Source organism: Enterobacter cloacae complex sp. 372C4, assembly GCF_050030615.1.
Classification (GTDB): Bacteria; Pseudomonadota; Gammaproteobacteria; order Enterobacterales; family Enterobacteriaceae; genus Enterobacter; species Enterobacter intestinihominis.
Genome location: NZ_JBLGUQ010000001.1, coordinates 3,271,871 through 3,290,839, shown reverse-complemented (window position 1 = coordinate 3,290,839; position 18,969 = coordinate 3,271,871). Strand labels below are relative to the sequence as shown.

20 protein-coding genes are annotated in these 18,969 nt (G+C 51.9%); 8 read left to right on the top strand and 12 right to left on the bottom strand.

Annotated features, from left to right (window positions below; genetic code table 11):
- Nucleotides 1-27: 27 nt before the first annotated feature.
- The 6 genes from ACQG11_RS16030 to ACQG11_RS16005 all read right to left on the bottom strand — a co-directional run bounded on the left by ACQG11_RS16030 (nucleotide 28) and on the right by ACQG11_RS16005 (nucleotide 5,935).
- Nucleotides 28-564 (bottom strand): LuxR family transcriptional regulator, encoded by a 537-nt coding sequence (locus ACQG11_RS16030; RefSeq protein ID WP_063201127.1) that lies wholly within the window; start codon nucleotides 562-564, stop codon nucleotides 28-30.
- A 26-nt stretch (nucleotides 565-590) separates the two neighbouring features.
- Nucleotides 591-3,074, bottom strand: coding sequence for a fimbria/pilus outer membrane usher protein (locus ACQG11_RS16025; protein ID WP_063201130.1), 2,484 nt, complete (start codon nucleotides 3,072-3,074; stop codon nucleotides 591-593).
- Nucleotides 3,075-3,093: 19 nt separating this feature from the next.
- Complete coding sequence (locus tag ACQG11_RS16020) at nucleotides 3,094-3,792, bottom strand: fimbrial biogenesis chaperone (RefSeq protein WP_426728571.1); 699 nt, start codon at nucleotides 3,790-3,792, stop codon at nucleotides 3,094-3,096.
- A gap of 108 nt (nucleotides 3,793-3,900) precedes the next feature.
- A complete protein-coding gene (locus tag ACQG11_RS16015; protein WP_063201136.1) occupies nucleotides 3,901-4,449 on the bottom strand; it encodes a fimbrial protein in 549 nt (182 codons plus the stop codon).
- A 42-nt stretch (nucleotides 4,450-4,491) separates the two neighbouring features.
- The gene (locus ACQG11_RS16010; protein WP_426728570.1) at nucleotides 4,492-4,869 is read right to left on the bottom strand and encodes a hypothetical protein; all 378 of its coding nucleotides are present in this window, start codon (nucleotides 4,867-4,869) and stop codon (nucleotides 4,492-4,494) included.
- A 709-nt stretch (nucleotides 4,870-5,578) separates the two neighbouring features.
- The gene (locus ACQG11_RS16005) at nucleotides 5,579-5,935 is read right to left on the bottom strand and encodes a hypothetical protein (RefSeq protein ID WP_045623308.1); all 357 of its coding nucleotides are present in this window, start codon (nucleotides 5,933-5,935) and stop codon (nucleotides 5,579-5,581) included.
- A 222-nt stretch (nucleotides 5,936-6,157) separates the two neighbouring features.
- Here ACQG11_RS16005 and ACQG11_RS16000 point away from each other — a divergent pair, with 222 nt between their 5' ends.
- The 7 genes from ACQG11_RS16000 to ACQG11_RS15970 all read left to right on the top strand — a co-directional run bounded on the left by ACQG11_RS16000 (nucleotide 6,158) and on the right by ACQG11_RS15970 (nucleotide 12,142).
- Entirely contained in the window at nucleotides 6,158-6,826 is a 669-nt protein-coding gene (locus ACQG11_RS16000; RefSeq protein WP_058659377.1) for a helix-turn-helix transcriptional regulator, read from the top strand.
- A complete protein-coding gene (locus ACQG11_RS15995; protein WP_426728569.1) occupies nucleotides 6,816-7,619 on the top strand; it encodes a PhzF family phenazine biosynthesis protein in 804 nt (267 codons plus the stop codon). The genes ACQG11_RS16000 and ACQG11_RS15995 overlap by 11 nt, the downstream gene beginning before the upstream one ends.
- A 113-nt stretch (nucleotides 7,620-7,732) precedes the next feature.
- Nucleotides 7,733-8,071, top strand: coding sequence for a DMT family transporter (locus ACQG11_RS15990; RefSeq protein WP_165716312.1), 339 nt, complete (start codon nucleotides 7,733-7,735; stop codon nucleotides 8,069-8,071).
- A 14-nt stretch (nucleotides 8,072-8,085) separates the two neighbouring features.
- Entirely contained in the window at nucleotides 8,086-8,409 is a 324-nt protein-coding gene (locus ACQG11_RS15985) for a DMT family transporter (protein WP_045623300.1), read from the top strand.
- Between the two features lie 13 nt (nucleotides 8,410-8,422).
- Nucleotides 8,423-10,804 (top strand): choline trimethylamine-lyase, encoded by a 2,382-nt coding sequence (gene cutC, locus ACQG11_RS15980; RefSeq protein WP_426728568.1) that lies wholly within the window; start codon nucleotides 8,423-8,425, stop codon nucleotides 10,802-10,804.
- Nucleotides 10,767-11,726, top strand: a complete 960-nt coding sequence (locus ACQG11_RS15975; protein WP_367075363.1) for a glycyl-radical enzyme activating protein — start codon at nucleotides 10,767-10,769, stop codon at nucleotides 11,724-11,726. The genes cutC and ACQG11_RS15975 overlap by 38 nt, the downstream gene beginning before the upstream one ends.
- 197 nt (nucleotides 11,727-11,923) lie before the next feature.
- Nucleotides 11,924-12,142: a YgdI/YgdR family lipoprotein gene (locus ACQG11_RS15970; RefSeq protein WP_063201161.1), complete on the top strand. Its 219-nt coding sequence runs from the start codon at nucleotides 11,924-11,926 to the stop codon at nucleotides 12,140-12,142.
- Between the two features lie 47 nt (nucleotides 12,143-12,189).
- On the opposite strand, the gene ACQG11_RS15965 is transcribed toward ACQG11_RS15970, so the two are convergent.
- The 5 genes from ACQG11_RS15965 to budA all read right to left on the bottom strand — a co-directional run bounded on the left by ACQG11_RS15965 (nucleotide 12,190) and on the right by budA (nucleotide 16,861).
- A complete protein-coding gene (locus ACQG11_RS15965; protein ID WP_063849601.1) occupies nucleotides 12,190-12,885 on the bottom strand; it encodes a GNAT family N-acetyltransferase in 696 nt (231 codons plus the stop codon).
- 107 nt (nucleotides 12,886-12,992) lie between these two features.
- Nucleotides 12,993-13,466, bottom strand: a complete 474-nt coding sequence (locus ACQG11_RS15960; protein ID WP_022647360.1) for a cold-shock protein — start codon at nucleotides 13,464-13,466, stop codon at nucleotides 12,993-12,995.
- A gap of 131 nt (nucleotides 13,467-13,597) precedes the next feature.
- Nucleotides 13,598-14,368, bottom strand: coding sequence for a (S)-acetoin forming diacetyl reductase (locus ACQG11_RS15955; protein WP_426728567.1), 771 nt, complete (start codon nucleotides 14,366-14,368; stop codon nucleotides 13,598-13,600).
- Nucleotides 14,369-14,388: 20 nt separating this feature from the next.
- Nucleotides 14,389-16,110, bottom strand: a complete 1,722-nt coding sequence (gene alsS / locus ACQG11_RS15950; protein WP_426728566.1) for an acetolactate synthase AlsS — start codon at nucleotides 16,108-16,110, stop codon at nucleotides 14,389-14,391.
- Nucleotides 16,082-16,861, bottom strand: coding sequence for an acetolactate decarboxylase (gene budA / locus ACQG11_RS15945; RefSeq protein WP_088581799.1), 780 nt, complete (start codon nucleotides 16,859-16,861; stop codon nucleotides 16,082-16,084). The genes alsS and budA overlap by 29 nt, the downstream gene beginning before the upstream one ends.
- A 105-nt stretch (nucleotides 16,862-16,966) precedes the next feature.
- Between budA and ACQG11_RS15940 the strand changes: the two genes are divergently transcribed.
- Nucleotides 16,967-17,863, top strand: coding sequence for a LysR family transcriptional regulator (locus tag ACQG11_RS15940; RefSeq protein WP_023305644.1), 897 nt, complete (start codon nucleotides 16,967-16,969; stop codon nucleotides 17,861-17,863).
- A 226-nt stretch (nucleotides 17,864-18,089) separates the two neighbouring features.
- Here ACQG11_RS15940 and cspE read toward each other — a convergent pair whose 3' ends face one another.
- Complete coding sequence (gene cspE / locus ACQG11_RS15935; protein ID WP_022647355.1) at nucleotides 18,090-18,302, bottom strand: transcription antiterminator/RNA stability regulator CspE; 213 nt, start codon at nucleotides 18,300-18,302, stop codon at nucleotides 18,090-18,092.
- Nucleotides 18,303-18,969 lie beyond the last annotated feature (667 nt).

Genomic DNA, 18,969 nt, shown 5'->3' with positions numbered 1-18,969 from the left:
ATTACGCAAGGCCGTTACCCTCTTCATTTAACTAAAATGATTGCGATACGTTTGATAGGTGACCCCCACCTTAAAAAGCTCGGCATCGGATTTAATGCAAAGCTTATCCATCAGGCGCCTCTTATAGGTACTGATCGTTTTAATCGATAAACCATAATATCTTGACATGCTATGAGGAGATAATCCGAGCATAAACCATGACATCACCCTTAACTCCTGTTTCGAAAGCCTCATGGTTTTCCTTGCCCGAACAAGATTCGTCCTTCTCTCATGATGTCGAATTGTACCCTGAACCAGAAAACTCTGTATTTCACTGGCATTAAATCTGGTCGTAAAATAATCCAACTGTTTATCAAGGCAAAAAGCCCTGACCAGAGGCTCCATGTCAGGCCCGGCCATTATCATATTCTGGCTATCTGCCGTACGCATCCACGCTACAATTTCATCTGAACGGATTTTGCGTAGTCCATATTTTTCCGCTAAAAGCGGATGGGAGGAGAGCAATTCCACCATTGCTGAAAATAAAAACTCATTATCAGTAAATACACAGACTAAAACTTTCATTAGCTTCCTGACGTTTTTACGTCGTATTAATTACAAATTGAATCGAAGATGAGCAATTTTTTTCCCGATGTGGACGGAAGTGAATACTTCATTTTGCAGCGTGACCCTTCGCCTTCAGCCCAGCGTAGCTCCAGTATCCCACTTTGCTGCGCCAGACGGGCATACAGGCGGCCCCCCTGCCCCACATACCCCACGATATTATTGCTGGCATCTGTCGCACGAGCAGAAAAAGGCACACCCTCACCGTTACTCCTGCGTACTTTTATCAGTACCGGTACGCCCTCAGTGGCGCGATATTTCACTTTCACTACGGCGCCAGCGTATGGGATCACTTGCTTGCTGGTGCTGTCGAGATCGAGATCATCCTCTACCGAGGTGGTATCTATCGATACGGCATTTTTCTGATAGGGCATCAGGTTTGGTACCAACGCATAGCCCAATCCATCCACGCGCGTTCCGGCATAGCCGGGAATTTCAGCACCTTCCGCACCCTTCGCCTCAACCAGCGCAAAGGTGTTGCCTGTCCAGGGTGAGAAAGTGACCCCGCCGGAATGCGCGACGGCCGTACCGCTCACCCCCACTGAGCCACTCTTCCATGCTTTCCCCTGAGCATAGTTTGCTGTAAGGGTAGAAACTGGCCCGGTCCAGCTCCCGCCTATTTGCCCGGAATCCCCTGAGTGATACTGATGCGACGCCCCGGCATTCCAGCTGAACTGCTGTCGCTCGCCGGCGCTGCCGGAAAGCGCAACCTGCTCGCTGAAATGTCCTTGCCCGTCTCGCGACACCTGCCCGGTAAGCAGCGGTGTGCTGGCGCTACCCAAAGGCATGTTAAAACTCAACGTCCAGATATTCTGAAATTCTCCCCCCGCCGAGCGGCTTCGGTTGACACCCAGGCTCCAGTTCACCCTGCCCGTTGTCAGGGTATAGCCCGCCTGATACTGCTGGTCATAGCCTTTCCGCCCCCAGTAGTCCTGAAGAATGCCCGTCACATAAAGCTGTCCCCACTTGTCAGGCAGCCCCTGGTTGAGGGTCAGCGTCACCCGGTTACGGGTTCTACCGGTTTGACCGTCTGTTATCTCATCAGGCCGCTGCTGATGTAGCAGGGTGGCATCCATCAGAGAAAGATAATTCCCCGTTGAGTATCGCCAGGTGGCCAGTGAAAACTGCGTCCGGCTTGCGGGAATATATTTGCTGTAGCTCAGCCTGATGCTTTCTCCCCGGAGTGTTTTTTCTCTTAGCCGGGTTTGCGACCATGTGGTATCGAGAGACACTGCTCCGACAGGTGTTCCCACAGCAAGGCCTGCCTGCATAGCCTGATAAAATGACGTGGCTTGAATGCCCCCAGAACCGGTGACGCTATTTGTCAGCCCCCGCTGATACGTCACTTCACTAAATGCCGGGCGCTCGCTGAGATAGTCTCCCCTCAGCCTGCCCGCCGTCGCGCTGTAACGGCTTGTTCCCGGGCGGAGCAGCTGTGCAACCGATGCATAGGGGACGTCAAAAAAATGCTGCGATCCGTCAGCCTCCAGCACCGTAACGTTCAGATCGCCGCCATACCCGCTCGGATAGAGATCGTTGATAACAAATGCCCCGGGCGATACTGTTGTTTCATAAATGACTTTTCCGTTCTGACGGATCGTCACTTTCGCGCTGGTTTGCGCGACCCCGCGGATCTCCGGCGCATAGCCCCGACGCGAAGCGGGCAGCATCCGGTCATCACTGGCTACCGATGCGCCGGTAAATGACACGGAGTCAAATAACTGTCCGGAGGTGTTTGATTCACCCAGAATCAGGTTCCCTTCAATCCTCGCCAGCGGATGCTGGACGTAGCTGTTAAGCACCGTATATTTTTTCTGCTGCGTACCATTCTGCTGCTGCCAGCTTAACGTCCCGTTATGCCGAAAATACCAGGCACCGATATTCAGCCCGCCGTTCAGCGCCGCGTAGAGGTTGTTATATTCCCCACTGCTATTTTCGCTGCGATAGCCATTCACGTTATACCCCAGCAGCAGCGCGGGGATCCCAGCATCCCAGAGCACCGGGCTCACGCTGCCGCGTGCGACATGCTGCAACATGGCCTGGGGGATACTGACATCAAGGCGCTGTCTGCCTCCGTTAAATTTCAGCTGGCTTTCTGGCAGGACGGCCTGGAGATCGCACCACTGCCCGGCATTACTGGCGCACAGCCTGCTTTTTTTTAACTGCAATCCTGTGACGGTCGCCTGCGATAGCAAAATGCGCTGAGAGCGGGCATCTTTTCCGCTGATGCGAATATCATCGATCATGACAAGCTTATCGTTCAGATAGATATCGGCCCGGTATCTGCCGGCAGGCATCGCATTATTCATATAAGCCGAGAGATCAACGTTTTCAGGATGGGAGATGCGCAAAAAATTACTGTCAAACTGTATGTCATCATCAGCATGAACTCCGAAAGCGTAAAACAGTGCAGAGAAAACCCCATAAGCCACGGTTGAAAGCGCAGGCCATACCGATAATCCCTTTTTCATAGCATTCCAGTCCTGTGAATTAATTATTCAAGCGACCTCTTGCGGAACGTTCAGCTCCATAATCGTTGATGTACGTCCAGGTTATGTCGCCATTAGATGACAGAGAAGATCCGCGTTTAACCGTGAAATTTTTTTTACCGTAAGCGGGCACTAAATCCCCCATAGCCTTCCAGCGGCCGGAAACTACCCCGGCAAGGGATACGTTCCATGGGGTATTATTTACCGCTTCAAGCTGTGTGGAGGATATTCGTCTCCAGGTGAGTTGCTGCGCTGCTGACTCCGGTTGCCCTGCGAGTCCTTCCGGCCGATAAAATAATTTAATGCGCGTACGGAAAGCCATCTGAAGTTTATTTTCCGCCATTTTATTGACGGCAGGAATTTCCAGCACGTTTACCCAAAAAACAGATTCCTTATCCCGCGGCAGCATGTTCTCCAGAACAGAAATGCGCAACGTTTGCCCCTGTTCAGGATTAATTCTGGCAATGGGTGGCGTAATGACAAAAGGTATATTCAGTATATCGGGTGACGCATGAATATTTCCGTCATCAATCCAGTTTTGAGTCAATACCGGTTGGGGACCGTGATTTTTAATCTCCAGCGAAATCTCTTTTTTACCCTGCGGATAAATTACTCGCGTTCCGGAAAGCGAGACAGCGGCCACAGTGAGATGGCTAAAAAAACAGAGTGATATAAACGTACAGAAAATTTTAAATTTCATACTGCTCCATTTTGGAAAAAAACGGCCTGATTCCTCAGGCCGACGACAGACCTCAAGAAGAACACTCTCCCTGTTTAATTATTGTTATATCCGTATCGAGCAAAAAGATTAGAGATAAATAATACTGTACGTCACTGAGCTGGCTACTGCACCGGATGTCGCCGCACCGGTAGCATAATAACGGACGGCATAATTCAGCGTACCAGTACCGGACGAGGCATCCACTGTAGTTCCGGAGGTAGACTGTGAAGCATAATCACCGGCAACAATAACGGAGCTGTTGTCATCCACATCAAGGAGCTCCAGCTCAACGTTTGTCGCCCCGGCAGTATTCGAGTTATTTAAACGTCCGGTACTGTTAACCTGTCCCCCTGCTTCAAAGTATGCGCGGGTTTTGGTATTTGCTGCATCACAGCCCGTTAAATTAATCGTAAATGTGGTTGCCCCCGCTGTCGCTCCTGCCGCACTTAATGCTGATGTTGGTACGGCGGGTAATGTTACTGTCGCATCTGCATTACCGTTATTTACCACCGCCGCACAGGTTTCACTGTTCACCGAACCGGTAAAGGTGATCGTACCTGAACTGGCCGCATGGGCGAGCGTACCAGTGAAAACAAAAGAGCATAACGCCAGAAATACTTTAATATATTCAGACATATGTATATATCTCATCTAAAAGAGTTAACATCTTAAAAATTATTAATATGCATCATCATTAATATCGGATTGCGTAATAAAGAAAACCTTTATTTTTTCCAGTGAATAGGTCTTACCTTTATTCGACTGAATAAATTCGTAAGGAATACCTAGCGTAAACAGACTCAGTTTAAGCTGGCCAATTGCATGCCAAAGTTGTCTGCTGGATGACTTAAGGCCATATTTTTCCCATACCTGATGTAATATTTCATCACGGCTGACCTCTTTTCGAACAGCATGTTCAAGAAGATAAGCAAAGAGATTCATCTTTGTCTTCTGAAAGCGCATCCTTCCCTTTTGAGGCACCTGCGGATTGTCGAACCATCCGACCAGCAATGTTTCCCGATTTATCCAGAGACGGGACCCATTATTAAATTCCACAATATACCCGCTATACGCAGCCTGACAGGCGACAAGTTCCTTATTCTTTTCTATACCTACACCTCCCTGATAATGACTTCAGGATTAATACCATTGGTAATGTGAGGTTATATTGTGTTTAGTAACGATAAATGTGTCAATCAGTGAAAAAGCCAACCTCTTTAACCACACAAAATGCAAAAAAGTAGTTAAAAAGACTATTTACGACCACCAATGCAAATTAAAAAACCACTCCCATCTATAATTCCACAGTTTATAAATGATAATGTTGAATTGTAATAACCATTCAGTTTGTGAGTTTTTTTGTCTAAAAATTTATTCTTTTTAGAGTTTTATGCCAGAAACGCAAATGAGCCTCAGCACTCAGGATCTTTAATAAATTTTTGTCAGGGTAAGGGCTTTGTATTTTTCGTAGCTTTCACAACGAAAACAGACGGCTTCAAGCAGAAAATATGCGGAAGAGTTGATAAGCATAGTTAATGATGCAAAACATAATGACGGTGAAGACCAGGCCTCGCTCCGTCCACTTGCCCCATTCAGTGTTTTTTTTACGATCAACGTTCATATAACCCCCTTGACGACAGCCAGTAGAACTACACTATCAACGTAAAGCTAGATAATCAACTTTTTGTTGAAATTAGGGGGTATGATTGCAAGCAGGATCAAGGCGTCCCTGTCCTGCGCCTCGCATGTTTTTCGTTCTGGTTGATCATCTGCTGACACAATGGGCTATGACACGGGCAAGATCTTCATTGGTCTGTTTCGAACCGGAGATAAGCGTAATATCCAGAAAGTTTGCCCCGGTGGTATGATACATATCGACCTGGGCAATCAGCCTGTGCTCTCTGGAGATATCAAAAAAGTTAGGCGTATCGCGTTCCGGGAAGATGTATTCCACTTCGTAGCCTTCAGCGTCAAGCGTGCTTCGCATACAGTGATACCGTCCCTCCAGTCCGGGATGCGCTGAAACGGTAAATGGTTTATAGGTGGTAGCATCGCCAAAAGGGCGTACCAGCTGGCATGCCGTCAGGAGTGTTATAGCCACAATCACAGTCAAAAATTTCATTTTATTCCTTAAATATTATACTGTTACGTTATTTTTAATCACATTGCATGACATAAAATCTACGCGCCCCTGCCCCTTTTATCAACTTTTTGTTGATAATTAAACATTATCAATATACTTTAACGCTACCAGGACTCTCGCCAGGGCAGAAAAGGCCAGCTAAAGAATGTAAGCGAGGTTTTATACAGGACCTTTGACCATGCCGAACATAAAGGAAAAACGATGAAATCAGATTACGCCAAACAGATTGAACTGATTTCCGGGCCGCTGGAAGCGGCAATGGAAGCACTCGCAGGTACGTTGTCAGCGAACCAGGAGATAGTCCTGCATAACCTCACCACGCCAGAGCAGTCCGTGGTAAAAATCATTAATGGGCACGTCAGCGGCAGAAAAGCGGGCGACAATCTTTTATCTGGTCCTGAAAAAGACAAAGGATTCGCTCTGCTGCTTAAAAACAATAAGGACAGCACCCCGGTTACGGTTAAAAATTATAAAACCACTACGGCGTCCGGACGGATCCTGAACAGCGCCTCGACAATTTACTACAGCGAGGAAGGGGTACCGTTGATGGCTTTTTGCATCAATATCGATACCTCTCCTTATGAGCAAATGCGCAAGTGCCTCGACGCAATAACAGGCAGCCCGCTTGCCGATTCAGACCCGCAGGATATGAACCTGGGCGGCATCATTGAGCAGTCAATCCAGGAAATCATCGATAAACATTCGGTTCCGGGCAAAAAGGTACAGAAAGCGCAGCGGCTTAAAATAGTCGCTGAAATGCACGCTAAAGGCATTTTCAAAATGCGGGGCGGCGTCCAGCACGCGGCGCAGGCCCTGGGCGTAACCCGCTATACGGTGTATAACGATCTTGAGGTGATGGGTGAAAAATAACAGTCCCCGGCGCATTCCGTTTTACCAGGTTGACGCCTTTTCTGACGGCCCCTTTACGGGTAATCCCGCGGCCGTCTGCCTGCTGGACGCCTGGCCGGAACAAAAAGTGCTCCAGCATATCGCGACGGAAAACAACCTTTCCGAGACCGCATTTGTGGTTCAACAGGATGGCGGCTTCGCGCTTCGCTGGTTCACCCCTGCAGTGGAAGTGGATCTCTGCGGCCATGCGACGCTTGCTGCCGCGAGCGTTCTCTTAAGCCGTGACGACGCCGGCGAATGCGTGCATTTTTTCACCCGCAGCGGCGAACTGACCGTGACCTCGCATGGTGAGCAATATACGCTCGATTTCCCCCAGGTGCTCCCATCCCGAATTGCCGCGCCGGAAGGATTGCTTAAGGCCCTGGGTCTGGAGGAAAACGACGTAGAAGTCTGGCAGGCGTCCGACCTTATTGTCGTCATCGATGATGAAGACAAGCTGGATGCCCTGAAGCCTGATTTCAACGCGCTGGCAAGGTTTAACACACGCGGCGTGGTGGTGACTGCGTCCTCAAGCACTTTTGATTTTCGCTCCCGCTGGTTCGGCCCGCAGGTGGGGGTAAATGAAGATCCGGTGACAGGTTCGGCTCATACCTTTCTGGCACCGCTTTGGAGTGAAAAACTGTCGAAAAAGAGATTACACGCGCAACAGGGCGGGAGCCGTAAAGGCGAACTGATTTGCTTTGTTAAAGATAACGGACGTATCGAACTTTCGGGCAAAGCGTGCCTGATGATTGAAGGAGTCTTTATTCTGTAAGCACAAGGATGTGTTGCGTAAACGTGAGCGGAATTGTTCAGTCGGGTTACGACTCTGCATTATTATACTAATAAACACGCTTTATATTTTATTAAATAGTGTGAGATTTATTAATGACGTTAACGAAAAGCTTTGCTGCACTCATGGTTGCAGTATCCATTGAAGTTATCGCCACAACCTTGTTATCGCTATCAAACAGTTTTCAGCGCCCCGTTGTGGGACTGTCAGCGATAATAAGCTATGGCATAAGTTATTATTTTTTATCGATTGCATTACGCCGAATTCATCTCGGCGTGGCCTACGCTATCTGGTCAGCGGTCGGCTTATTCAGCATTACCGTTATACAATCCCGCTTTTTTGACTATATTGTATCGCAGAGGGCATGGCTGGGTTTGGGGATGGTTATCGCTGGAACAATCACACTCAACCTGGCGATCAAGCAAAACAAATAACACCGTAATAAAACATGTATATCATACTGAACTGCCTTTGTTGGCTGATTATTTCTGTCACCATGGAAGTCACTGGCACGCTATTACTCCCTGAGACCAGACATTTTAAAAATATTCCATTAACAATTCATTGCCTGATTTGCTACGTTATTTCTTTTTATTCTTTATCAATGCTTATGGGGTATATTTTGCCAGTCATTGCTTACTCCATCTGGGCGGGGCTGGGGATTGTACTGATTACCGTGATGAGCAGCTTATTTTATCGATTAAAAAGCAGCATTCTGGAAAAGATCGGGATTGGCTGCATCGTGACCGGGCTGGCGATCATCGCCTTTTAACAGGAGAAACGGCATGACAACAGAGATACTTTCCTTGCGCTTGGTGCAGCTTCGTGAAGCCTATCTTCAGGCAAAACCTTTCGTCTCGGCACATCGGGCCATGAGCGTAACCCAGGTCTATAAAGACAATCCGGGAATGAACAACAGTCTGCTCAGGGCCCTGGCCTTTCGGCGTACCTGTGAGACTGCGCCTCTGCATGTGGCGCAAAATGAACTGATCGTCAGCCATCCGGCTGGCGGCGCACGCGGGGGAGAAGTTTCGCCTGAAATCAGTTGGCGCTGGCTGGCCGAAGAGCTGGAAACCCTTCCCACGCGAGCGCAGGATCCTTATCAGATTGATGAGAAAACAAAGCGTCTGCTTCGCGAAGAAGTATTCCCATACTGGCAGGGCCGTTCCCTCGATGAAATGGCGCAAACGCAGTTAAAGACTCACGGCCTATGGCAGTGGTGTCATGATGATGGCATCTGCGATGTCACGATCAAAACGCAAAACGGTGGCGGCGATTCCTGTCCGGGTTATGACAATATTTTACTAATCAAAGGAATAAAGGGGATCCGTGAAGAAGCGGCAGCACTGCTGCTCGCGCTTGATCCTGCTACCCCCGAGGGCTGTGATGCCTTTAATTTTTATACCGCCATGCTGCATACCTGTGACGGGGTGGTGACTTATGCCCGACGTTATGCTCACTATCTGAATGCGCTTGCGGAAAAAGAAGGCGATCCGCTGCGTCGCGATGAGCTGCTGCAACTGTCCGGGATATGCAGCCGTGTGCCTGAACAGCCACCACAGCATTTCCATGATGCGTTGCAGGCGATATGGTTCGTGCATTCTCTCTTTATGCTGGAAGAAAATCAGACCGGCATATCACTCGGCCGCGTCGACCAATATCTTTGGCCACTGCTGGAACGCGATCTGAACGACGGCACGCTCAATCTTCAACAGGCTGAGGAACTCCTCTGCTGCTGGCTCATAAAAATGGCCGAAACCCTGTGGATTTGTAGCGAATCTACAGCCATGTATTTTGCTGGCTACCAGCCGTTTATCAACCTCGTGGTGGGCGGCCAGAAACGTGAAGGTGGCGATGCAACCAACCCGCTGACGCTGATGATAATGGATTGTTCAGCCCGTTTAAAAATCTACCAGCCGGGTTTAGCAGTACGTATACATAATCAGTCCCCCCAGCCGTTTATGCGCAAAGTCGTCGACGTGGTACGCAGTGGCATGGGTTTTCCAGCCTGTCATTTCGACGATGCGCATATCCGGATGATGCTTCATAAAGGGTTTAGCTATGAAGATGCCCGGGACTACTGTCTGATGGGCTGCGTCGAGCCCCAAAAATCAGGGAAAATGTACCAGTGGACGTCGGTAGGCTATACCACCTTTACTGCGGCTATCGAGCTGGCTTTGCATAATGGTCGAACCCAAAATGGCAAGCAGTGCGGCCCCGCCACTGGCGATGTATCTCAGTTCAGTTGCTATGAAGACGTTGAATCCGCGGTTCGGACTCAGCTCTCTGCTATCGTCAGAAAAGCCGCAGAGGCGACGCTGATCGTACAAAAGCTACATGCGGAACATGCCCGAAAACCCCTGATGTCATGCCTGATTGAGGGATGTATTGCCACAGCTAAAGATGTCACGCAGGGAGGCGCGCGCCTCAACGCGGGGCCAGGTCTCATCTGGACCGGGCTTGCTGATTGTGTAAATTCGCTGATGGCCATCAGGACGCTGGTTTTCGACACCGCTCGCTTCACGCTGCGGCAGCTCGTGGAGGCTCTCGAACATAATTTTGTCGGCTATCGGGAAATACTTACTGCCTGCCAGCGAGCACCGAAATATGGCAATGATATTCGTGAGGTGGATGATATCGCCCGCGAGCTGGTGCGTTTTCTTGAGCAGGAGCACCGCCAGTACCGGATGCTGTATGCGCCGTTTGCGTTCGGCACACTCTCTATTTCAAACAACACCCCGTTTGGGCTTATCACCGGTGCGCTGCCCTCTGGCCGACTGGCGGGTAAGCCGCTGGCTGATGGCATCAGCCCGGCTCAGCAAACGGATTACCTCGGACCTACTGCAATAATCAACTCTGTTAGTCGGATCAACGTCGAAGAGATGGATATTGGCATGGTGCATAACATCAAGCTCATGTTCGGCATGCTTGAAACACCTGAGGGTCAGAACAGCCTGATCCACCTGCTGCGTACGGCGAGCATTCTGGGAAATGCTCAGCTCCAGTTCAGCTACGTGGACGACGAAACATTGAAAAAGGCACAGCAACATCCCGCCGACTATCGCAACCTGATGATCCGGGTGGCGGGCTACAGCGCCTTTTTCGTTGAATTAAGTAAAGAGGTGCAGGATGAGATCATCAGCAGAACGACGCAGCGGCACTTCTGAACAGGCATATGGCTGGATCTCAAACATTCAGCGATTTTCGTTACATGACGGGCCGGGTATCCGCAGCATTATCTTTTTTAAAGGCTGCCAGATGCGCTGTGCCTGGTGCGCAAATCCGGAAGGACAAACTGCCGAACGGGATGTTTTTTTCCATGCCGACCGCTGTCTGCATTGTGGCAACTGCGCCGACCTGTGCCCGACGGGGCTCCACAGCATGAATCACGATGTGCATGTTCTTGAACGTGACCGCAAATGCGTTGGCTGTCAATTATGTGAAGCGCGTTGTCCTGCCTCCGCGCTCAATATTGTCGGAGAACATGTTAGCGCACAAAACGCATTTGAAAGGGTCATGGCTGATGAAATCTGGTTTCGCCAGTCCGGAGGCGGTGTGACGCTCAGTGGCGGCGAGGTGGCAATGCAGCCTGAATTTGCTCGCGTTTTAATTGAACAGCTCAGAGCGGAGGATATTCACACCGCCATTGAAACCGCTGGCTACGCTTCCTGGCACGCTATTCATCAGGCAACGGCGGGCTGCAATCTGATTCTGTACGATTTAAAGAGCGCGGAAGATGCGCTGCATACCCGTTTTACTGGTGTCAGTAATAAAACGATTCTGCGGAATCTTGCACGGCTATTACAGGGAGGGCAACAGATTATTATCCGTATCCCCGTGATCCCGCATTTTAACGATGCACCGGATCAGGCTGATAAATTACTGGCGCTCATTTCTGCACTCACACAAGGAAAAAAGAATTTTCAGGGTGTGGAATTACTCCCCTATCACCTTTTTGGTACAGGAAAATACAAATTACTCAACATGGAGTACGACTGGAACAGAGGTTCAGCAAATGTCGATAACTTCTTATGTATGGCACATCACTATCGTCTGCCATTAAAAGTGTCGGGTACGCTCGCAGGTTAATTGAGAGATAATTATGTCAACAAAACCAGATGAAGAATCTAATTCAATCGTTACGCCACTCGAACGTCGCGTTGTGATTATGACGCTATTGTTCATGTTTTTAATATATGCAGTGTTATTGATATCTCCCTTTAAATGAAGGACTTTTCAGTAACGTCATTTGGCCCAAAGTGGTCTTTTAAGGTATAGGCATTAAGATGAAAAAATTGGTTGCAATAATGAGTCTGGCACTGATGACCCTCACGGTTGCAGGGTGCTCCAGCGACTATGTATTACAAAAGAAAAATGGGGAAATGATTATTACCCATGGAAAACCGGAAGTGGATGATGATAACGGTCTTATAACTTATGAGGATGTTGCTGGTAATGAACATGCTATCAACCGCAATCAAATTATTCAGATGATCGAGAAATAACGTTCGTGGGCAGAGTTGCCATAATGCACTCTGCCCGCAACGCCTATCTAGCGAAATTCCTCTAACCGCTTAATCTGCCGCCCTTCCGCGTCAAAATTCTCCGCCGCCAGCCAGGCGCGCAGCTCCGTGTCCCTTTGCGGCCACTCGCCGTCAATAATCGAAAGCATATCGCTGTCGCGGTTGCGTCCTTTGCGCACCAGCTTCTGGCGCAGACGTCCCTCCCAGACGAACCCCAGCCGCTCCGCCGCGCGGCGTGAGGCGGTGTTCATCGAATCGCATTTCCACTCCAGCCGACGATATTTATGCTCAAAGGCGTTTTTCAGCAGTAGCCACACCGCTTCGGTGCCAATGCGGGTGCCTTTCATCTTGCGCGACCAGGTGACGTGGCCAATTTCCACCGATCCCAGAAAGCGTTCAATCGCCATATAGCTCACCAGCCCTACCGCCTTTTCGGTGCGCAGATCGATAACGGCAAAGGGCACCAGGTCGTCATCCAGCACCTTTCCGAGCACCCAGTGCGCAGTAGCCTCAACGCTCACAGGCTGGGTGCTGGCAAGCCACGTCCAGTCGCTGTCATCGCCCAGTGCGTAAGCTTCAAACAGATCCGCCGCGTGGCGTTCTGCGTCCAACGGTTCCAGACGACAATACTGGCCGGTTAGCGGCGTGCGAGTTAGCGCTCGGGCACATTTCCAGTCGGGGACGATATCGTTAACGGTTTGACCATGTTGATTGATTTCGGGCACGGCGGTGACTCCCTGCAAGGTAAGGAGTTTGTTATAGCAGGTTAAAAAGCGGTCGAAAAGGAAGAACGTGCAGGCCGGGTAACGCGTAGCCGCCACCCGGCATAAAATTACTTCAGCAGCTTAACCGTCGCGTCGATGTCGATTTCATCTTCGGTGAAGATCATCGTCGTGTTCTGGAAGGTGGTGATCGCCAGCTTCTTCACCGTGCGCATCTCGCCCGGTTTTTTCTCACTTTTCGGCTTGATGCTGTTCATCAGTAGCCCCACCGACAGCACCGCGTTCTCTTTGTCGATTTTGGTCTCAACGGGCTCTTCTTCGCTGAACACCACGAAGGATTTGATCGAGGTGAGCTTCACGCGCTCGCCCGCGATATAAAGATGCTTGCTCTCCGGGATCACCTTCACCGCATACGCGGAAAGGCCTTTGGTGTTTGTGGTGGGTTCGAAGGTCACCGCCGCATCTTTCTTAATCAGATCAGGGTTGGCGACCTTAATCACGTGAAAATAGCGGTTGTCGCCGTTTTCATCTTTGATAAATCCGAAGCCTTTATCTTTAAACCACGTTGTGATTGTACCGTTCATCGCTGTTACCGCCTGTCAGATCGTAATGACTAAAGTTTTGCAGCGCGCAGTGTAATGCACAATGGCTGAGGAGACAAAAAAAAGCCCCTGCACGGGAGCAGGGGAAAGTTCATGTCAGAGCTTATTAGAATTTAGTTGAACACCATCCCACCATCAATCAGCAGCGACTGACCGGTCATGTAGTCGGAGTCTGGTCCGGCGAGGTAAGAGACGCAGGCGGCCACATCTTCCGGTTCGGACAAACGGCCAAGCGTGATGCGTTTGGCAAAGGTTTCCGTTCCGTAGCCGAGCGGTTTACCCGCCGCCTCGGAGACCTGACGGTCGATTTCCGCCCACATCGGCGTTTTGACGATGCCCGGGCAATAGGCGTTAACGGTGATCCCCAGCGGCGCGAGATCCCGCGCGGCGGTCTGGGTTAAGCCACGCACCGCGAACTTGCTGGAGCTGTACACCGCCAGTTCCGGGTTGCCGGTATGGCCCGCCTGGGAGCAGGCGTTGATGATTTTACCGCCGTGCCCCTCTTTACGAAACGCGTCAATCGCGGCCTGAATGCCCCAGATCACCCCTTTCACGTTGATGTTGTAGACCTTGTCGACAATTTCCGGCGTGATGGATTCGATCGGCGTGGACGGCGCGACCCCGGCATTGTTGACTATAACGTTGAAGCCGCCCAGTTCGGTGCGGGCTTTCTCCACCGCCGCAAACACCTGCTCGCGGTCAGAGACGTCCACCTTCACAGCGACAGCCTTCCCGCCGCTGCGGGTGATTTCTTCGGCAACCGCTTTCGCCGTCTCTTCGTTGTAATCGGCGATAGCGACGGCAAAACCATCCTTCACCAGACGAAGCGCGATCGCTTTGCCAATCCCCTGGCCGGAGCCGGTTACGAGAGCCACTTTTTGCATTTCTCTGTCCTTATATTGATTCACAAAATCTGGCTGAGATGGAGCTGGCCCATCAGCAGCGGGTTATCGCTGTAGTCGACGGGAATGGCCACCACGGCCGGGCCATCGACATCCATTGCGGCACGCAGCGTCGGTTCGAGCGCGTCGGCGCTCTCGACGGCAAAGCCTTTCGCACCGAAGGCGTCGGTATAGGCTTTAAAATCGACCGGGCCAAACTCCACGCCGGAGAGACGCTGGTATTTTTTCTCTTCCTGGATCGCCACCATGTTGTAGGCGTTATCCACCCAGATGATGTGCAGCACGTTGGCATTGAGGCGCACAGCGGTTTCCAGCTCCATGCTCGACTGCAAAAATCCGCCGTCCCCGGAGACCGACACCACCTTGCGCCCCGGGTTGACCAGCCACGCGCCAATCGCCCACGGCAGCGCCACGCCCATGGTCTGCTGACCGTTGGAGATCATCACCTGACGCGCGCGGAAGCTGTAGAGGTAGCGGGCGATCCAGATGTGGAAGCTGCCCATGTCGACGGTGAGCGTTACGTCGTTATTCACGATGTCCTGCATGGCGCGCACGATGCGCAGCGGATGCAGGGCAAACTGGTTTAGCGATGCGCCGCGACGGTCGAGGAGGTCACGCTGATGCTGGCGATCGACAAGAATTTCCGAGGCGCGCTGGCTGAGTTCAAGTTTGTGCTCAATTCGGCTGGCAAGCAGATTCAGCGTGGCGGCAATATCCCCGACCAGTTCCAGATCGGGAACATACTTGCGCTCCTCATAGGCGGGCAGCACGTCAATGTGCACCAGCGTGGCATCGCCGCTGTTCCACATGGACGGCTCGTACTCCACCGGGCTGTAGCCGATGCAGATAATCAGGTCCGCCAGATGCAGCAGCCGGTCGCCCGCCTGGTTGTTAAAGAGGCCGACGCGTCCGGCGAAGCGGGTGAAGTGCTCCTGGTTCACCGCCCCGGCGGCCTGATAGGTGCTGGTCACCGGAATGCGGCTTTTCTCCAGCAGCGTGCGCAGCGCGGCGCTGTTCGCGGGCTGGCTGGCCATCAGGCCGAGCAAAATGACTGGATTTTTGGCGTTTTCGATAAGCTTCGCCACGTCGTTAATGGCGGATTCCGGTGCCGGGCCCATCAGCGCCGGGCCGCTGGCGGGTAAAATTGCCCCCGTGGCGGGCTGGTCAACAATATCCTGCGGCAGGCTGACGAACGCGCCCCCCGGCCTGCCCTGCTCGGCGGCGCGAAACGCGTTCGATACCACCTCGGCAATCGCGTCCGGTGAATTCACTTCAACGGCGTATTTGGTCACCGGGCTGAACATGGCGACAGTGTCCATGCTCTGGTGCACCAGCTTGGCTTTATCCGCCCGCTTCACCGCCCCGCCCAGCGCGACGACCGGGTCGCCTTCGCTGTTGGCGGTGGCGATGCCGGTGATCAGATTGGAGCAGCCCGGCCCGGAGGTGACCAGCGCGACTCCGGCCTTGCCGGTTAACCGCCCTACCGCTGCCGCCATAAACGCCGCGTTGGCCTCGTGACGCACCGGGATAATCTCGATGGAGGAGTCCAGCAGAGAGTCAAAGACCTTGTCGATCTTCGCGCCCGGGATCCCGAACACCTGCTTCACACCCTGCGCTTCCAGCTGGCCGACAACCATATCGGCGCCGTGCGCCCACTGACGTGACTGTTTCTCACTGTTCACGATAGTTCTCCTGTTAGTTTTCGACGGCGCGGATAGCCGCATCAAGGTTGCTGGGGTGCAGGTTGGCCTGTAAAAACGCGCTGTCGGCGGGCAGGTCAATCATCAGCTTGTGGATTTCGCCAAAGGTGAGCACGCCGCTCTCCAGCTGATAGTCGAGCAGATGTCCCCCGCCCTGACGGTCGTCGGTGATAAAGTGCTCGTGATAGCCCGCCACGTTGATGCCCTGCATATGCTGCGGGGTGCGGAACCCGACCAGAACGCCCTCGCGCTGGTTAAAGCGGAACACCGGCTGGTCGTCCAGCACGTCGGTCATTGCCCGGTACGGCGGCGTCTGGCGCGGAACGGTGCGGGTATGCGCATGGCGGAAGTTGCCATCGATGCGCAGCGCGCAGAACAGGTTATCGGAGGGGATCTGCTGGTCGATCACGTCGTGGATCTGCTGACGGCTGACCGGACCGTTAAAGGTTTTGCGGTACTGCGGCTGGAACCAGGTCATCACCGCGAACGGCGTTTTTTGCTCCGGCTTAGCGGCGCGGGCGCTGCCGTCGGCGCGCAGCTGGTACACCTGGCTGCTGAAGGCAATCATTTCACCGTCCAGCTCGTTAAAGGTGCCGAGACCAAAATCACCGTGTGCCAGCAGGTCGGCGATCGTCGTCTCCCCTTCGTAGACGCCGCTTAGCAGGGCGCTCATTAGCGATGTCTGATAGATCACGCTGTCAGGATGCTGAGCCGAGAACCCACGCAGGGTCTCGCATAAACTCGCCTCACAGTCGCATGCAGATGAATGCATCATCATGCCCGTCCTCTTCAACTTTATTTATAAAGGTTAAATAAATGTTGACCCGATTCAGCAGAGAGTTCCAATATAGAATCCATGCTGGTTTGAGACGTTTTTGATATGGAACTTCGTTATCTGCGCTATTTTGTCGCGGTTGCACGCGAGCGACACTTCACCAGGGCGGCCAAAGCGCTGGGTATTTCACAGCCTCCACTGAGCCAGCAGATTAAACGGCTTGAGGAGGAAGTGGGCACACCGCTGTTCAGGCGCCTGACGCGGGGCGTGGAGCTGACCGAGGCGGGAGAAGCCTTCTATGAGGACGCCTGTAAGATCCTGGCGCTGAGCGACGCCGCGCTGGAGAAAGCCCGGGGCATCGCGCGCGGCCTGAACGGCAGCCTGTCGATTGGCATCACCAGCTCCGACGCCTTTCATCCCAAAATTTTCGCGCTGATTCGTCAGTTTCAGGTGCAGAACATGGCGGTGCAGGTTCACCAGGTGGAAGCCAATATGTCTTCGCTGACGACAATGCTGGCGGAGGGTGAACTGGATATCGCCTTTGTGCGCCTGCCGTGCGAAAGCAGCAAGGTGTTCGAGTTGAAAATCCTCGACCGGGAGCCGATGGTGGTGGCGTTGCATCGCGATCATCCTCTGGCTGCGTGCGATTCGCTGGCGTTAGAGCAGCTTCGGGATACACCGGTGGTGCTGTTCCCCCAGGAGGTCGCGCCGGGACTGTATGACCGCGTTTACGGCAGCTGCGAGCGGGCCGGAGTCGATATGCAACACACGCTGCAATCTTCACAACTTTCCTCTTCTCTGAGCATGGTCTCCGCTGGCGGCGGGTTCGCGCTGGTGCCGAAATCGATGGCCGCTATTTCTCCGCCGAATGTCACCTACCACGCGCTGAGCTCACCGGAGCTTTATACCGATATCGCGCTCTGCTGGCGGCGCTTTGAACGCTCACGGACGGTGAAACGGTTTCTGGCGATGATGAGCGAGGGGGAACGGGAGCAGGGATGAACCTTTTCAGAAACTGCGGACTGTATTGATGCTCAATTTATTGCGAAGCAGTTTTTGAGGCTGAATTTGAAGGGAGTATGGGCAGGCTGCCATATAAAACTCAGTACCATTACCCTTTAAAAATAAAAAACCCGCACAGGTGCGGGTTAATTTTTATCAGTACAGCTTAACTGCTCGGACTATTGTCTTCATCGCTATCGTACGCCGCACTGATATTTAGCGCGGGTTACAGTGGAGAAACGTTTCCAGCTGCTGGACCTTTTGCGCCATTCTCAATGGTAAAGGAAACTTTCTGACCTTCATCAAGCGTTTTGAAGTTGTCGCTCTGAATTGCAGAGAAGTGTACGAATACATCTTTGCTGCCGTCGTCAGGGGTGATAAAGCCGAAACCTTTATCTGCGTTGAACCATTTTACTAAACCAGTCATTTTATTAGACATAGATAAATCCTTAATTTATGAGCCACATAAGCGCGGCGATGATGGCCTGTATTTCGAGAGTTACTTATTTGGCACTTAGGAGGAGGCTCACGAAGAAGGAGTATCTACTGATAACACCTGAACTGAGGACTGCTTTACTAAAACTGCTTTCATAAGGTCTGTATTCCAAACCGATGACGCTATTAAGACACAGCGAAATTTATTGCGCAATGATTATTATTATTTATTTTAACCATTTAAACGCCCGGATGGCTGGTCGCGGTGCCAGACATCGTTCTGGCTTGAGGTCTACCATGTACTACAAAATGTCTACGCTTTCACTGTGCCGGGAGTTTGGGGTGTTTTGTTCACAGGCGGGAAAATCCTCCCGCGCCACGCAGACGTTATTAGAAGGGATGCTCAAAATGAAAAGGTCTGCGTAAGACGTAATCACAGTGCAAACTGGGCCCGGCGGCGCTGCGCTTGCGCGGGCCTACGGGTCGTATCGCGGTGGTTTTGGAGGCCGGGTCGGGCGTAGCCGCCACGCGGCAATCCCCTTCTGGAAGCCGCCTCGCAAACCTGCAAGCAACCTTATGTAATTCAGGGTTATCCCTTTTCATCCCTTCTTCACGGTCGTAAAGTGCCTGCGTTGCGGAACATCCGTAACCGGGCGTAGGAACCCGTTAGC

Excerpts from the sequence above, each read along its gene's own strand:
- ACQG11_RS16030 (WP_063201127.1), bottom strand. The coding sequence starts at position 564 with ATGAAAGTTTTAGTCTGTGTATTTACTGATAATGAGTTTTTATTTTCA.
- ACQG11_RS16025 (WP_063201130.1), bottom strand. The coding sequence starts at position 3,074 with ATGAAAAAGGGATTATCGGTATGGCCTGCGCTTTCAACCGTGGCTTAT.
- ACQG11_RS16020 (WP_426728571.1), bottom strand. The coding sequence starts at position 3,792 with ATGAAATTTAAAATTTTCTGTACGTTTATATCACTCTGTTTTTTTAGC.
- ACQG11_RS16015 (WP_063201136.1), bottom strand. The coding sequence starts at position 4,449 with ATGTCTGAATATATTAAAGTATTTCTGGCGTTATGCTCTTTTGTTTTC.
- ACQG11_RS16005 (WP_045623308.1), bottom strand. The coding sequence starts at position 5,935 with ATGAAATTTTTGACTGTGATTGTGGCTATAACACTCCTGACGGCATGC.
- ACQG11_RS16000 (WP_058659377.1), top strand. The coding sequence starts at position 6,158 with ATGAAATCAGATTACGCCAAACAGATTGAACTGATTTCCGGGCCGCTG.
- ACQG11_RS15990 (WP_165716312.1), top strand. The coding sequence starts at position 7,733 with ATGACGTTAACGAAAAGCTTTGCTGCACTCATGGTTGCAGTATCCATT.
- ACQG11_RS15985 (WP_045623300.1), top strand. The coding sequence starts at position 8,086 with ATGTATATCATACTGAACTGCCTTTGTTGGCTGATTATTTCTGTCACC.
- cutC (WP_426728568.1), top strand. The coding sequence starts at position 8,423 with ATGACAACAGAGATACTTTCCTTGCGCTTGGTGCAGCTTCGTGAAGCC.
- ACQG11_RS15975 (WP_367075363.1), top strand. The coding sequence starts at position 10,767 with ATGAGATCATCAGCAGAACGACGCAGCGGCACTTCTGAACAGGCATAT.
- ACQG11_RS15970 (WP_063201161.1), top strand. The coding sequence starts at position 11,924 with ATGAAAAAATTGGTTGCAATAATGAGTCTGGCACTGATGACCCTCACG.
- ACQG11_RS15960 (WP_022647360.1), bottom strand. The coding sequence starts at position 13,466 with ATGAACGGTACAATCACAACGTGGTTTAAAGATAAAGGCTTCGGATTT.
- ACQG11_RS15955 (WP_426728567.1), bottom strand. The coding sequence starts at position 14,368 with ATGCAAAAAGTGGCTCTCGTAACCGGCTCCGGCCAGGGGATTGGCAAA.
- alsS (WP_426728566.1), bottom strand. The coding sequence starts at position 16,110 with ATGCGGCTATCCGCGCCGTCGAAAACTAACAGGAGAACTATCGTGAAC.
- budA (WP_088581799.1), bottom strand. The coding sequence starts at position 16,861 with ATGATGCATTCATCTGCATGCGACTGTGAGGCGAGTTTATGCGAGACC.
- ACQG11_RS15940 (WP_023305644.1), top strand. The coding sequence starts at position 16,967 with ATGGAACTTCGTTATCTGCGCTATTTTGTCGCGGTTGCACGCGAGCGA.
- cspE (WP_022647355.1), bottom strand. The coding sequence starts at position 18,302 with ATGTCTAATAAAATGACTGGTTTAGTAAAATGGTTCAACGCAGATAAA.